Annotated in this window: 12 protein-coding genes; 10 read left to right on the forward strand and 2 right to left on the reverse strand. The window is 44.1% G+C overall.

Going from position 1 to position 15183, the window contains the following annotated elements:
* Nucleotides 1-3 precede the first annotated feature (3 nt).
* Both BGK61_RS09965 and BGK61_RS09970 read left to right on the forward strand, forming a co-directional pair.
* Nucleotides 4-507, forward strand: a complete 504-nt coding sequence (locus BGK61_RS09965) for a GNAT family N-acetyltransferase (protein ID WP_076011506.1) — start codon at nucleotides 4-6, stop codon at nucleotides 505-507.
* Nucleotides 508-712: 205 nt separating this feature from the next.
* Nucleotides 713-2173, forward strand: a complete 1461-nt coding sequence (locus BGK61_RS09970) for a phosphohexomutase domain-containing protein (protein WP_076011507.1) — start codon at nucleotides 713-715, stop codon at nucleotides 2171-2173.
* 267 nt (nucleotides 2174-2440) lie between these two features.
* On the opposite strand, the gene BGK61_RS09975 is transcribed toward BGK61_RS09970, so the two are convergent.
* Entirely contained in the window at nucleotides 2441-2863 is a 423-nt protein-coding gene (locus tag BGK61_RS09975) for a DUF3429 domain-containing protein (RefSeq protein ID WP_076011508.1), read from the reverse strand.
* Between the two features lie 99 nt (nucleotides 2864-2962).
* Entirely contained in the window at nucleotides 2963-4240 is a 1278-nt protein-coding gene (locus tag BGK61_RS09980) for a citrate synthase (protein ID WP_014998320.1), read from the reverse strand.
* 704 nt (nucleotides 4241-4944) lie between these two features.
* Between BGK61_RS09980 and sdhC the strand changes: the two genes are divergently transcribed.
* The 8 genes from sdhC (at nucleotide 4945) to sucD (ending at nucleotide 14867) form a co-directional block, all read left to right on the forward strand.
* The gene (gene sdhC, locus BGK61_RS09985) at nucleotides 4945-5319 is read left to right on the forward strand and encodes a succinate dehydrogenase, cytochrome b556 subunit (RefSeq protein ID WP_076011509.1); all 375 of its coding nucleotides are present in this window, start codon (nucleotides 4945-4947) and stop codon (nucleotides 5317-5319) included.
* Nucleotides 5313-5660: a succinate dehydrogenase, hydrophobic membrane anchor protein gene (gene sdhD / locus BGK61_RS09990; protein ID WP_075176567.1), complete on the forward strand. Its 348-nt coding sequence runs from the start codon at nucleotides 5313-5315 to the stop codon at nucleotides 5658-5660. Before sdhC ends, sdhD begins: the two co-directional genes overlap by 7 nt.
* A 1-nt stretch (nucleotide 5661) precedes the next feature.
* A complete protein-coding gene (gene sdhA / locus BGK61_RS09995; RefSeq protein ID WP_014949447.1) occupies nucleotides 5662-7434 on the forward strand; it encodes a succinate dehydrogenase flavoprotein subunit in 1773 nt (590 codons plus the stop codon).
* Nucleotides 7435-7448: 14 nt separating this feature from the next.
* Entirely contained in the window at nucleotides 7449-8159 is a 711-nt protein-coding gene (locus tag BGK61_RS10000; protein WP_012518362.1) for a succinate dehydrogenase iron-sulfur subunit, read from the forward strand.
* A 176-nt stretch (nucleotides 8160-8335) separates the two neighbouring features.
* Nucleotides 8336-11155, forward strand: coding sequence for a 2-oxoglutarate dehydrogenase E1 component (gene sucA / locus BGK61_RS10005; protein WP_014998323.1), 2820 nt, complete (start codon nucleotides 8336-8338; stop codon nucleotides 11153-11155).
* A gap of 9 nt (nucleotides 11156-11164) precedes the next feature.
* Nucleotides 11165-12676, forward strand: a complete 1512-nt coding sequence (gene odhB, locus BGK61_RS10010; RefSeq protein ID WP_076011510.1) for a 2-oxoglutarate dehydrogenase complex dihydrolipoyllysine-residue succinyltransferase — start codon at nucleotides 11165-11167, stop codon at nucleotides 12674-12676.
* A 152-nt stretch (nucleotides 12677-12828) separates the two neighbouring features.
* Nucleotides 12829-13995, forward strand: coding sequence for an ADP-forming succinate--CoA ligase subunit beta (gene sucC, locus BGK61_RS10015; protein ID WP_014998325.1), 1167 nt, complete (start codon nucleotides 12829-12831; stop codon nucleotides 13993-13995).
* The gene (gene sucD / locus BGK61_RS10020; RefSeq protein WP_014998326.1) at nucleotides 13995-14867 is read left to right on the forward strand and encodes a succinate--CoA ligase subunit alpha; all 873 of its coding nucleotides are present in this window, start codon (nucleotides 13995-13997) and stop codon (nucleotides 14865-14867) included. Before sucC ends, sucD begins: the two co-directional genes overlap by 1 nt.
* The last annotated feature ends 316 nt before the right edge of the window (nucleotides 14868-15183 follow it).

Here is a 15183-nt window from a genome sequence, read left to right on the forward strand (position 1 = left end):
CCAATGCATTTTGAAAGTATTGCCGAGAAACATGTGTTGTCTCTTTTGGATTTCGAGCACAAAAACAAAGATTATTTTGAAAAGTCGATAGCGCCTAGGGATGAAGGTTTCTACTCTTTAGAAGGCGTTGGCTATCATATAAACGAATTGCTTTACTTACAAAAGCAGAGAAAAGCGTGCGGCTACGTTCTCATTGGCGACCATCAAGATAAGAGCATAATAGCCCGCGCTAACCTAAAAAATATCATAGGCAATACAGCAGAAATAGGTTATCGGGTTGCGGAAAAAGAAAGCGGAAAAGGGATCGCCTCTCGTTGCGTAAGGTTTTTAATTGAGCAAGCTAAAGTTTCGAGTTTAACTATGCTAACCGCGGAAGTGATGGACAATAATCCTGCGTCTGACAAGGTACTTATTAAAAATGGTTTTGCGCCGACAATTTGCTTTCCAAGAAAATATCGTCATAGAGGTGTAGTTTATAACAGTATTTACTATGAACTAGCACTTTAGGCAGGTTGATACGTAACTGTGCGTAATCAATTGATGCGTTATTACAAATTGAATTAGTAATTCTCTACCCCTAATGATTTAATATCCATGTGTCTAAAAACATGTTTTTCTTTTACGGTATAGCGAAGGGCGTGCATGCGTCTGTCGTTTGTAAAAGGTGTTCTAGTAATTACATATAGTTAAAACTCAGGGAATTTTGATCTAGATGGCAACCCCAATTACCTGCTTTAAAGCATACGACATTCGCGGCGAATTAAATTCACAGCTAACGGAAGAGGTAGCTTACCGAATTGGTTATGCGTTTGCTAAGGAACTAGCTGCCACGACGGTGGTTGTTGGTAGTGACGTGCGTCTTACCTCTACACCTCTAAAGTTAGCGTTAAGTGCAGGGCTGATTGACGCTGGTGCAACAGTGACTGACATTGGCATGGCGGGAACAGAAGAAATTTACTTCGCTACAAAGCATCTTGGTGTTGATGGTGGCATTGAAGTCACGGCAAGCCACAACCCTATTAATTACAACGGCATGAAGCTGGTTAAAGCGGGTTCTATACCAATCAGTGGTGACACTGGCTTAAATGCAATTAAAGATAAAGCGGAAGCATTGGAAGATAGCTACGTGTCAGAGCGATTATCCCACTACACAGAGGGGGCGATAATTGACGCGGAAGCATTCTTTAATGGTACGGCTCATGTAAAAAAAGAGAAGCTTTCTGAAACCGATAAATATGCGGTTAAGTCTTGTATGTCCGACTATGTTTCTCACATGCTTTCTTACGTTAACTTAAATAATTTCACGCCATTAAAAGTAGTAGTTAACGCAGGTAATGGTGCTGCTGGGCCAGCATTAGACGCCATTGAAAAAGAAATGATTGCGCGGGGCGTACCGATTGAATTTATAAAAGTACATCACAATGCGGATGGTAAATTTCCTAACGGTATACCCAACCCATTACTGCCTGAAAACCGCGCTGATACGGCCGGTGCAGTTAAAGCGTCTGGCGCCGATTTTGGTATCGCCTGGGATGGTGACTTTGACCGCTGTTTCTTATTTGATGCGGACGGTGAATTCATTGAGGGATATTATATTGTTGGCTTGTTAGCTGAAGCCTTCATTGAGAAAAATACCGATAGCAAAATCATTTATGATCCTCGCGTATACTGGAACACGGAAGATGTTGTAGCGAACGCAGGCGGTACTCCTATTAAATCTAAAACAGGGCATGCATTTATTAAAGAGCGTATGCGCAAAGAAGATGCAGTGTATGGCGGTGAAATGAGCGCGCACCATTACTTTAGAGATTTTGCTTACTGTGATTCAGGTATGATTCCATGGTTACTGATTGCCGAATTGGTATGCGTTAAGAAGCAAACTCTCGCGAGTATGGTAAAAGCGCGTATAGAGGCGTTCCCTTCTTCAGGTGAAATTAACAGTAAGCTAAAAGATGCTGACGCCGCTTTAGAGCGAGTGACGAGCAAATACCAGCCTCTTGCCAGTGTCGTTGATACTACCGATGGCCTGGGTCTTGAGTTCGATACATGGCGCTTCAACTTGCGTAAATCGAACACTGAACCAGTTATTCGTTTAAATGTAGAAAGTAAAGGCGACATTGCGTTAATGGAGCAGAAAACAGAAGAGTTACTTTCGCTTATTCGCGCAGAATAGTGTTGGCATTTTTCGTTTCGAACGACGAAAGCCAAATAAATAAAGGCGATAATATTGAAATATTATCGCCTTTTTTCTTAATGAAAATTTACAACCGATAATGTTTATAAATCAAAGGTTTAATATGGTTATGCGTAACATTTTGTTCAAGTGAATTCTAATCGTGAGTCCATTTCAGTAGTGATTGTATTTCACTAACCACTAGCGCTACAAAAGAACTGCGATAGGTTCCTAAACCAAGAACACTGTGCGCTAGCCTAATCAAGATTATACAAGTAGGTAAATCATCCACGCGTGGCAGATAACAACAACGCTGGTTAGTCCCATTCTTAAGCTAATGTAACTAACGACTTGTTCTTTAGGCAGGCTCAAAGTGAACTTGTCATAGATTAATACCGCGACGTAGCTAAGCGATAATACGCCAAATACTTTTACATCGTGTGAGAATACTAAGCACATCCATCCAATAATGGTCGGCAACATCGCGATTAACATTTGTTTGTCATAGCGTTGGTTGCTTATTGAATCCCACCAATGAATACCACCAAAAAACGATAACAGCACTGCTGAATACTGAACGAAGTAAACTGCACTTTGGGTTAATGGTAATAAATTAAGTTGATACGCCAAAGGCATAGCAATAAAAGGAATAAGGCCGGCAATTCCTAAAAAGACAGCAGAATAGGGCATTAGTGTTCCTTGTAGTAGAAGTGTAAAAACAAAAATAGCGCCATATAGGCGCTATTTTTACTATTAAGCATAGTTCTAAGTTCAGTATTACCTGACTAATTACTTAATTGGCGTGTATTTACGCTGGCTGTGGCCAGTGTATAGCTGACGAGGACGACCAATCTTCTGTTTAGGGTCGCTCATCATCTCATGCCAATGTGAGATCCAGCCTACTGTACGAGACAGAGCGAAGATACACGTGAACATGTTAGTTGGAATGCCGATAGCTTTAAGCACGATGCCTGAGTAGAAATCAACGTTCGGGAACAGTTTCTTCTCTGCGAAGTATGGGTCGCTTAACGCAATTTTTTCAAGTTCCATAGCAACTTCTAGAAGTGGATCTTTTACGTTAAGTTCATTTAATACTTCGTGGCAGCTTTCACGCATTACTGTTGCACGAGGGTCGTGGTTTTTGTAAACGCGGTGACCGAAGCCCATAAGACGGAACGGGTCGTTCTTGTCTTTAGCACGTGCAATAAACTCAGGAATGCGGTCTACAGTACCGATTTCTTCAAGCATGTTCAGACATGCTTCGTTTGCACCACCGTGTGCAGGCCCCCACAATGAAGCAACACCAGCAGAGATACATGCGTACGGGTTAGCACCAGATGAACCAGCAAGGCGAACGGTAGACGTTGACGCATTTTGCTCGTGATCTGCGTGTAGCGTAAAGATACGGTCCATTGCGCGCTCAACAGCTGGGCTGATTTGATATTCTTCTGCTGGTACAGAGAACATCATGTTCAGGAAGTTAGCTGCGTAGCTTAAATCGTTACGTGGATAAACGAATGGCTGACCTACGTTGTATTTGTAGCACATAGCAACAAGGGTAGGCATCTTAGCAATTAGACGGTGAGCGCTGCGGATACGCTGCTCTTCATTAGAAACGTCTAAATCACTGTGATAGAACGAAGACATAGCGCCAACGGTACCACATAGCATTGCCATAGGGTGTGCGTCGTTGCGGAAACCGTGGAAGAACATGTTAATTTGTTCATGTACCATGGTGTGACGAGTAATTGTCTCTTTAAACTCTTCGTACTGTTCTTTTGTTGGTGCATCACCGTGAAGCAACATGTGGCAAACTTCTAAGTAGTCTGCGTCACGCGCCAGCTCTTCAATAGGGAAACCGCGGTGTAATAACACACCTTGAGCGCCATCAATATAGGTAATTGAAGACTCGCAAGATCCTGTCGCCATAAAACCTGGGTCGTACGTGAAATAACCGTGTTGGCCTAACGTACGGACATCGATTACATCTTGTCCTTCGGTGCCAGACAAGATAGGAAGCTCGATTTCCTTACCGCCGGCTTTAAGAATGGCTTTCTGATCTGCCATAAAATGCTCTCCTCAGAATGGTTCTGTTTGCAGCGAAAACGGACGAAAATATCCGCTTCGTTGGGAAAAGTGGGCGTATTTGTACTTTATTATGTACCAACAAGTCAATTTAATTGCATATATGCACAATAAATATTCCGAATTGCTTAAAAAAATAATAGCAATCAGATAACGATTAATTAACTCGTTGGGAATTCACTTTGCCCGATACGGTGCAATTATCAATGGCTTTTCGACAAAGGTAAACCACCGATCGATAAATATATTAACAGGTTAGTTTAAAAAGTAACCTTTTGATGTGGAATAAATACTCATACAGATTAAATGTGCTTAATTTCTTGTTGATATGCATAGTTATTCCATTTGGCTACTGGTAAACTTCTCAACACTGTAATTGCGCTCGTTTAAACGTGTTGCGCACAATTTTGATCTCTTTTTATTCAAAATAATTATCGTAAAAGTGCATATAGCGACTAAAGTCTTACTACGGCACAAAAAATTGTAATTATATACTACGCTGGATATACTCAGCGGTGCTTTTGGAATGGAATAATTATTCTGTTACAGGCATTAAAGAATAATTCACAAATTGTTAACAACTCAGTGGATGAGGCAATTAACAGGTTAAAAATCGAATTCACTTACTCAGGACATAATAAAGGTAAGAAATTCATTATCCCCTACGGATTAAACAGGCATACATTGTGAAAAAGCAAAGACCAGTAAATTTAGAACTCAATACTATTAAATTTCCGCCCTCTGCTATTTCGTCAATTCTCCACCGTGTAACCGGTGTTGCAATGTTCTTCGCGCTACTTTTTGTTATCTGGGCATGGGCAGTTTCTGTTCATTCGCCTGAAGGTTTCGCGGACGTACATGCAATCATGGACGGTTTCCTTGGAAAATTTGTCGCAATTGGCACAGCTTCAGCGCTGACGTATCACATTCTAGGCGGCCTAAGACACGTTGTTATGGATTTAGGTCACTGGGAAGAATTAGAGTCGGGTAACACAAGTGCAAAAGCAGTAATCGCACTTTGGGTTGTACTGACCGTAGTATTGGGAGTTGCATTATGGTAACCAACCAAGCAAGCATTAAGCGTGACGGCGTACAAGACTACGTTTCACTTCGCGCTACAGCAGCAATTATTTTCGCGTACTCGGTTTTCATGGCGTGGTTTTTCATTACCACCGATAACCTAACGTTTATCGAATGGCGAGGATTGTTCTCTGGCCTAGCTATGAAAGTTTTCACATTGGCAACACTAGTAGCAGTGATGATCCACGTGCGCATCGGCCTTTGGCAGGTGCTTACAGACTATGTTAAATCAGCAGGTCTGCGCGCAGGACTACAATATATCTTAAATATCATCGCATTCGGCTATGTAGCTGTTGGCCTATTCGTATTGTGGGGAGTGTAAAATGAGTTTACCCGTTCACGAGTTTGATGCAGTTGTAATTGGTGCTGGCGGTGCAGGTATGCGCGCAGCATTACAGATTTCACAGTCTGGTAAATCATGTGCACTGTTATCTAAAGTATTTCCAACCCGTTCTCACACTGTGTCTGCGCAGGGTGGTATTACCGTAGCACTTGGTAATTCACACGAAGACAACTGGGAATGGCACATGTATGACACCGTTAAGGGCTCTGATTATATCGGTGACCAAGACGCAATCGAATACATGTGTAAAACTGGCCCAGAAGCAATTATTGAAATGGAGAACATGGGTTTACCGTTCTCGCGTTTCGAAAATGGTAAAATCTACCAGCGTCCTTTTGGTGGTCAGTCTAAAAACTTTGGTGGAGAGCAGGGCGCACGTACCGCGGCTGCAGCTGACCGTACTGGTCACGCACTTCTTCACCTTCTTTACCAGCAAAACGTAAAGAACAAGACCAAAGTATTCTCTGAGTGGTATGCACTAGACCTAGTTAAAAACCAAGACGGCGACGTTGTGGGTTGTACCGCAATTGATATCGAGTCTGGAGAAGTGGTTTACTTCAAGTCTCGCGCTGTTGTACTAGCAACAGGCGGTGCTGGTCGAATCTACGCATCTACTACAAACGCACACATCAATACTGGTGACGGTGTTGGTATGGCACTTCGTGCAGGCGTTGCGGTTCAGGATATGGAAATGTGGCAGTTCCACCCAACGGGTATAGCTGGCGCAGGAACATTGGTAACAGAAGGTTGTCGTGGTGAAGGTGGTTACCTCCTAAACAAAGACGGCGAACGTTTCATGGAACGTTATGCACCTAACGCGAAAGACCTTGCTGGTCGTGACGTTGTTGCGCGTTCAATGATGACTGAAATTCGTGAAGGTCGTGGTTGTGAAGGCCCATGGGGTACTCACATTAAGCTTAAGCTTGACCACCTTGGTAAAGACGTTCTTGAGTCTCGTCTACCTGGTATCCTTGAACTTTCACGTACGTTTGCACACGTTGACCCAGTGAAAGAGCCAATTCCAGTAATTCCTACTTGTCACTATATGATGGGTGGTATTCCTACAAATGTTGATGGCCAATGTCTAACGGTTGATGAAAACGGTAACGACAAGGTTGTTAACGGTCTATTTGCTTGTGGTGAGATTGCATGTGTATCTGTACACGGTGCGAACCGTCTTGGCGGTAACTCACTACTTGACCTTGTTGTATTCGGTCGCGCGACTGGTTTACATCTTGGTAAGACATTGTCTGAAATGGCACCAACGCGCGACGCATCAGAGTCTGATCTTGAAGCTTCTATGACGCGTTTCAATCGTTGGGAAAATTCAGAGAAAGGTAAGGGCGAAGACCCAGTTCAAATTAAGAAAGACTTGCAGAAATGCATGCAGCTTAACTTCTCAGTATTCCGTGAAGGTGAAGCAATGGCGGAAGGTCTTAAAGAGCTTAGCGAAATTCGCGAGCGTCTTAAGCATGCACGCCTTGACGACAAGAGCGCAGACTTCAATACCCAGCGTATTGAGTGTTTAGAGCTTGATAACCTAATGGAAACCGCGTACAGCACAGCAGTAGCAGCGAACTTCAGAACGGAAAGCCGTGGCGCTCACAGCCGCTTCGACTTCCCGGACCGTGATGATGATAACTGGTTATGCCACAGTATCTACGATCCGAACACTGATAAAATGCTTAAACGTGAAGTGAATATGGCGCCTAAGCTTAGGGAAGCATTCCCGCCTAAAGTGCGTTCATATTAAGAGAGGCAACGATCATGCAATTAACTTTTTCGATTTATCGTTATAACCCAGAAGTAGATGCGAAGCCTCGCATGCAAGACTACACTCTAGAAGTAGAGGAAGGTCAGGACATGATGGTGCTAGACGCGCTACTTGCACTTAAAGAGCAAGATCCGACGCTTTCTTTCCGTCGCTCGTGCCGCGAAGGTGTATGTGGTTCAGACGGTGTGAACATGAACGGCAAAAACGGCCTAGCGTGTATTACTCCGCTTTCTGCACTGGGCAAAGGTAAAATAGTAGTTCGTCCACTTCCAGGTCTACCGGTAGTACGTGACCTTGTTGTTGATATGACGCAGTTCTATACACAATACGAGAAGATTAAGCCGTTCTTAATCAACGACAGTAAGCAACCGCCAGCGCGCGAGCACTTACAGTCGCCAGAGGAGCGTGCAAAACTAGACGGTCTTTACGAGTGTATTTTATGTGCATGTTGTTCAACTTCATGCCCGTCATTCTGGTGGAACCCTGATAAGTTCATCGGTCCTGCTGGTCTGCTTCACGCTTATCGTTTCCTTATCGATAGCCGTGATACAGCAACTGAAGAGCGTCTTAACGACCTTGATGATGCGTTCAGCGTATTCCGCTGTCACGGTATCATGAACTGTGTAAGTGTATGTCCTAAGGGCTTAAACCCAACTAAAGCAATAGGCCAAATTAAGTCTATGCTTTTACAACGGGCTGTTTAGTACTATATTCTGTTAACTTCCTAAAGTTACAGATAGTGATGCTCTAAATAGCCATCCCAAAAGGATGGCTATTTTTTTATATATTCGCTGTTATAACACTTGGTTATGCTGAGAATAACCTTATAATACATCTTGATTGTTAACTAGATTTTATAAAACGTAGCAAGGCAAATTAAATGCAAGAAAGCGTGATGAAAGCGTGGTGGGATTCCTCGCACATGGCAGGTGCCAACGCTGCCTATGTTGAAGAGTTGTATGAAACCTATTTAGAAGACCCGCAAAGTGTCTCTGAAAATTGGCGACAAATCTTCGATAACCTCCCCAAAGTCGATGGCGTAGAGTTAGAAACCAATCATACAACAATTAAAAATCAATTTAGGCAACTTGCTGCGTTAGGGCCTACAGCCCGCATGTCTAGTCCGTCTGTGCCTTCTGCAAGTGTTTCAGACGACAGGCAAGTTAAAGTTCTTCAGTTAATTAACGCGTTCCGCTTCCGCGGGCACCAGCACGCTAACTTAGACCCTCTTGGTCTATGGAAACAAGAGCGTGTTCGCGACCTTGAATTATCTCACCACAGCCTTTCTGAACAAGATTTTGATTCAGTCTTCAATGTAGGGTCTTATGCTATTGGCAAAGATTCTATGCCGCTTGGTGAACTGTTTAAATCGCTTAACCGCACTTATTGTGGCTCTATCGGTGCAGAATATATGCACATCACTGATACCGAGCAGAAGCGTTGGTTACAACAAAAAATTGAATCTGTTCAAGCAAAACCTGAAATTTCTCGCGATGAGAAGTTAGGCATTCTTAAAGGCCTTACTGCGGCTGACGGAATGGAAAAGTATTTGGGTTCTAAATTCCCAGGTGCAAAGCGTTTCTCGCTAGAAGGTGGCGACGCACTTATTCCAATGCTTAAAGGTTTAATTACCAAAGCAGGCACTGCGGGTACCAAAGAAGTGGTTATCGGCATGGCTCACCGTGGTCGTTTGAATGTTCTAGTTAACGTGCTGGGTAAAAACCCTTCTGTCCTGTTTGACGAATTCTCAGGTAAGCACGACGACTCACTAGGTGCGGGTGACGTTAAGTATCACGCAGGCTTCTCTTCAGATTTTGCAACGCCTGGTGGCAACGTTCACTTAGCGCTAGCATTTAACCCGTCTCACCTTGAAATCGTTAACCCAGTAGTAATGGGGTCAGTACGTGCACGTCTTGCTCGCCGCAACAACGACACCAATACTGTACTTCCAATTACTATTCACGGTGACTCGGCAATAGCAGGTCAGGGTGTAGTTCAAGAAACCTTCAACATGTCACAAACTCGTGGCTTTGCTGTGGGTGGTACAGTTCGAATCGTGGTAAACAACCAGGTTGGTTTCACGACGTCTAAAACTGAAGATACTCGTTCTACACAATACTGTACTGACATTGCTAAAATGGTACAGGCGCCAATTTTCCACGTGAACTCTGACGATCCTGAAGCGGTTGCCTTTGTTACACAGCTTGCGCTTGAATACCGTAATAAGTTTAAGAAAGACGTTGTAATTGATTTAGTTTGTTACCGTCGTCATGGTCACAACGAAGCGGATGAGCCAAATGCTACGCAGCCGTTGATGTACCAAAAAATTAAAAAGCATCCAGTTCCACGCGTAATCTATGCTGATCAGCTAATTGCTGAAGGTGTGATAGAACAACGCGATGCAGATCGTTATGTTGAAGAGTACCGTGAAGCTCTTGACCATGGCGCGTGCGTTGTTGAAGAGTGGCGTCCGATGACAGAGCATAGCGTTGACTGGTCTCCGTACCTTGGTCACGACTGGGATACGCCTTACGATGGAGCGCTTTCAGTTGAGAAGCTTAAAGAGCTTGGTGAGTCAATCACTACTATTCCTGAAGAGCACAAGCTTCAGTCTCGTGTAAACAAGCTTTACCAAGACCGTAAAGCGATGGTCGCGGGTGAAAAGCTACTTGATTGGGGTATGGCAGAGAACTTAGCTTATGCCACTATCGTAGATGCCGGCGAAGATATTCGTATTACAGGTCAGGATTCAGGCCGTGGTACTTTCTTCCACCGTCACGCGGTATTGCACAATCAAAAAGACGCATCGACGTATATGCCACTACAGCATATTCGTGAAGGTCAGGGTGAAATTGAAATTTACGACTCTGTGCTTTCGGAAGAAGCAGTAATGGCATTTGAGTATGGTTATGCGACAGCAGAGCCTACATGTCTGACTATTTGGGAAGCCCAGTTTGGTGATTTCGCTAACGGTGCGCAGGTTGTTTTTGACCAATTCTTAAGCTCTGGTGAAGCGAAATGGGGCCGTTTGTGTGGTCTAACCGTTTTACTGCCCCATGGTTATGAAGGTCAGGGACCAGAGCACAGTTCTGCACGCCTTGAACGTTTCCTTCAAATGTGTGCTGATCACAACTGGCAAGTGTGTGTGCCTTCTACACCTGCGCAGGTTTATAACATGCTTCGTCGCCAAGTGGTGCGCCCTATGCGTAAGCCACTTATCGTAATGTCGCCTAAGTCACTATTACGTCATCCTCTTGCGGTATCTTCACTTGAAGAGCTAGCAGAAGGTAAATTCCATAACGTAATCGGTGAAATTGATGATATCGATCCGAAGAATGTGAAACGTGTCGTTATGTGTTCGGGCAAGGTTTACTACGATTTGTTAGACCAGCGCCGTAAAAATGAGCAAACAGACGTTGCAATCATCCGTTTAGAGCAACTTTATCCATTCCCACAAGAAGAATGCGCTAAAGTTGTGGCACAATACAGCCATGTAAAAGATTGGGTTTGGTGTCAAGAAGAGCCTCAAAACCAAGGCGCTTGGTACTGTAGCCAACACCACTTCTGGCAAGCAATTCCAGATGGTGCAAAATTAACATATGCAGGCCGTGATGCATCCTCGTCACCTGCAGTAGGTTATGTATCCGTTCACAACCAGCAACAGAAAGCCCTGGTTGAAAACGCACTCACAATTAAATAAGGAACAGTAATGACAATTGAGATAAAAGTTCCGGTTCTACCTGAGTCAGTTGCCGATGCCACCATTGCAACCTGGCACGTAAAGGCCGGTGACGCAGTTAAACGAGACCAGAACCTGGTTGATATTGAAACTGATAAAGTGGTTTTAGAAGTTGTGGCGCCAGCGGACGGTACAATTGGTGAGATCCTAAACGAAGAGGGTGCAACTGTTTTAGGCGAACAAGTTATTGCTAAACTAGAAAAGGGCGGAGCGGCTGCACCGGCTGAAGCCAAAACAGAAAGCAAAGCAAAAGACGATTCAAAATCAGACGCGGCACCAGCGGCTTCTGGTAAAACTTCTGATGTTAAAGTGCCAGTACTTCCAGAATCTGTAGCTGACGCAACTATCGCTACATGGCACGTTGCTGTAGGTGAAGCTGTTTCTCGCGACCAAAACCTGGTTGATATCGAAACTGATAAAGTCGTGCTTGAAGTTGTGGCACCAGCAGACGGCTCTCTTGCAGAAATTCTTGCAGAAGAAGGCGCTACGGTAACTGCTGAAGAAGTAATTGCAAAATTTGTAGAAGGTGCTGCAAGCGGCGCTTCTGCTCCGGCGGCATCAAGCGATAACGACGACAGTGACGACAGTAGCGATGCGCTTAGTCCATCAGTACGTCGTTTACTTGCTGAAAAAGGCGTTGACGCAGCTAAAGTGAAAGGTACAGGTAAAAACGGCCGTATCACTAAAGAAGACGTTGAAAAGTACCTTAAAGGTGGCGAAAGCTCAGCAAAAGCAGCACCTGCTTCAACTGAATCTGTATCAGCAGAATTGCCAACGGGTAACCGTACTGAGAAGCGTGTTCCAATGACGCGTCTTCGTAAGACTATTGCTAACCGTCTTCTAGAAGCGAAGAACTCTACGGCAATGTTAACTACGTTTAACGAAGTTAACATGAAGCCAATTATGGATCTTCGTAAGCAGTATCAAGACAGCTTCGAGAAGCGTCACGGTATTCGTCTTGGTTTCATGTCTTTCTATGTGAAAGCGGTAACCGAAGCACTTAAACGTTTCCCTGAAGTTAACGCGTCAATCGACGGTGATGACATTGTTTATCACAACTACTTCGACGTATCGATTGCTGTTTCTACACCGCGTGGCCTTGTGACACCAGTACTTAAAGATACTGACACACTAGGCATGGCAGGTGTTGAAAAAGGAATTAAGGAACTAGCACTTAAAGGCCGTGACGGTAAGCTGTCATTGGCTGAACTACAAGGTGGTAATTTCACAATCACCAACGGTGGTGTGTTTGGTTCACTAATGTCTACACCAATCATTAACCCGCCACAGAGCGCTATCTTGGGTATGCATAAAATCCAAGACCGCCCAATGGCTGTTAATGGCAAAGTAGAAATTCTACCAATGATGTACCTAGCGCTTTCTTATGACCACCGTATTATCGATGGTAAAGAATCAGTAGGTTTCTTGGTAACCGTTAAAGAGATGCTAGAAGATCCAACACGTCTACTTCTAGACGTATAAGACTTTCGTCTCACGGAATTGTGGTTAGGCGCTTAGCTTGTGTATGCTTGCTTTGCGCCTAACGCAACGCTGATATTTGCCCTATAATATCAGTCAAACTAATCAAGTCGCATTTGCGGCTTTTGTCTTACTAAAAATCGGATAGAAACACCATGAATTTGCATGAATACCAAGGTAAGCAGCTATTCAAAGAATACGGTTTGCCTGTTTCTGAAGGATACGCAGCAGACACTGCTCAAGGTGCTGTAGAAGCCGCTGACCGAATTGGCGGAAACGAGTGGGTAGTTAAGTGTCAGGTACACGCGGGCGGTCGCGGTAAAGCTGGCGGTGTAAAGCTAGTTAAAAACAAAGACGACATTCGCGCTTTCGCTGAAAACTGGCTTGGCAAAAATTTGGTGACTTTCCAGACTGACGAAAACGGTCAGCCTGTGAGCAAAATCCTAGTAGAATCTTGCACAGATATCGCTAACGAGCTTTACCTTGGTGCAGTAGTTGACCGTACAACCCGTCGCGTTGTATTCATGGCTTCTACTGAAGGTGGCGTTGAGATTGAAACTGTTGCAGAAGAGACTCCAGAAAAAATCCTTAAAGCTGAAATCGACCCAATTGTTGGTCCTCAGCCTTACCAAGCACGCGAAATGGCGTTTAAACTTGGTCTTTCTGGCGTTCAAATCAAGCAATTCACTCAAATTTTCCTTGGCCTAGCTAAGATGTTTGAAGAGCTTGACGTTGCCCTAATCGAAATTAACCCGCTAGTTATCAAAACTGACGGTAACCTACACTGCCTAGACGCAAAAGTAGGTATCGATGGAAACGCGCTTTATCGTCAGCCTAAGCTGAAAGATATGCAAGATCCTTCACAAGAAGATGCGCGTGAAGCTCACGCTGCTCAGTGGGAACTAAACTACGTAGCACTAGACGGTAACGTAGGTTGTATGGTTAACGGTGCAGGTCTAGCAATGGGTACCATGGACATCGTAAACCTACACGGTGGTAAGCCAGCTAACTTCCTAGACGTTGGTGGTGGTGCAACTAAAGAGCGTGTTGCTGAAGCATTTAAAATCATCCTTTCTGATGACAATGTTAAAGCGGTATTGGTTAACATCTTCGGTGGTATCGTTCGTTGTGACATGATCGCTGAAGGTATTATCGGTGCAGTTAAAGAAGTTGGCGTTAAAGTGCCAGTTGTTGTGCGCCTTGAAGGTACCAATGCAGAACTTGGCCGTGAGGTTCTAGCGAACTCAGGTCTTGATATCATCGCTGCTGAATCGCTAACTGATGCAGCACAGAAAGTTGTTGCTGCAGCGGAGGGCAAATAATGTCTGTATTAATTAATAAAGATACTAAAGTAATTTGTCAGGGTTTCACTGGCGGTCAGGGTACATTCCACTCTGAGCAAGCAATTGCTTACGGTACGCAAATGGTTGGTGGTGTAACACCAGGCAAGGGCGGTACTGAGCACCTAGGTCTTCCAGTATTCAATACTGTACGTGAAGCGGTAGAAGCAACTGGCGCAACTGCAACAGTTATCTACGTACCAGCTCCTTTCTGTAAAGATTCAATCGTTGAAGCTGCAGATGCGGGTATTGAGCTAATCGTATGTATCACTGAAGGTATCCCAACGCTAGACATGCTTTACGTTAAAGAATACGTTGAAGCAAAAGGCGTTCGCATGATTGGTCCAAACTGCCCAGGTGTTATCACTCCTGGAGAGTGTAAGATTGGTATCATGCCTGGTCATATTCACAAGCCTGGTAAAGTAGGTATTGTTTCTCGCTCTGGTACGCTTACGTACGAAGCAGTTAAACAAACTACTGACGAAGGTTTCGGCCAGTCTACTTGTGTTGGTATCGGTGGTGACCCTATTCCTGGTTCTAACTTCATCGACATCCTTCAGATGTTCCAAGACGATCCGCAAACTGAAGCTATCGTAATGATCGGTGAGATCGGCGGTACTGCTGAAGAAGAAGCTGCGGCGTTCATCAAAGCGAATGTAACTAAACCTGTTGTTTCTTACATCGCTGGTGTTACTGCTCCTCCAGGCAAGCGTATGGGTCACGCTGGTGCAATCATCGCAGGCGGTAAAGGTACTGCTGATGAGAAGTTCAAAGCACTAGAAGACGCAGGCGTTAAAACTGTTCGTTCACTTGCCGATATCGGTAAGGCACTTCGCGAAACAACTGGTTGGTAAGCTAACGCTTTACAAACTTGTTTAAAAGCCCGCCTAGCGCGGGCTTTTTTGTGCCCGTTTATTAACATTTCTTCAAGTTTACATGTAACAAAATTACAACTATTTGCGCCAAAAGCCCGAAAATACGCATTTTGTGTTGTTAAATTACATATTAATGTGCATATCCTTTGTTAACGCCGTGTTGCACAAATTTTATTGAATACGTATGCAGGCAATTGTGCAAACCCTAGGTCCTCTATAGCATTATGCCGACGAGATGTATTGTCATTTAATTGTCATAAGAACAACAAAAAGACAACAACTATAACCGTATGGG

The organism is Alteromonas abrolhosensis (assembly GCF_001953635.1).
In the GTDB taxonomy this organism is placed as follows: domain Bacteria; phylum Pseudomonadota; class Gammaproteobacteria; order Enterobacterales; family Alteromonadaceae; genus Alteromonas; species Alteromonas abrolhosensis.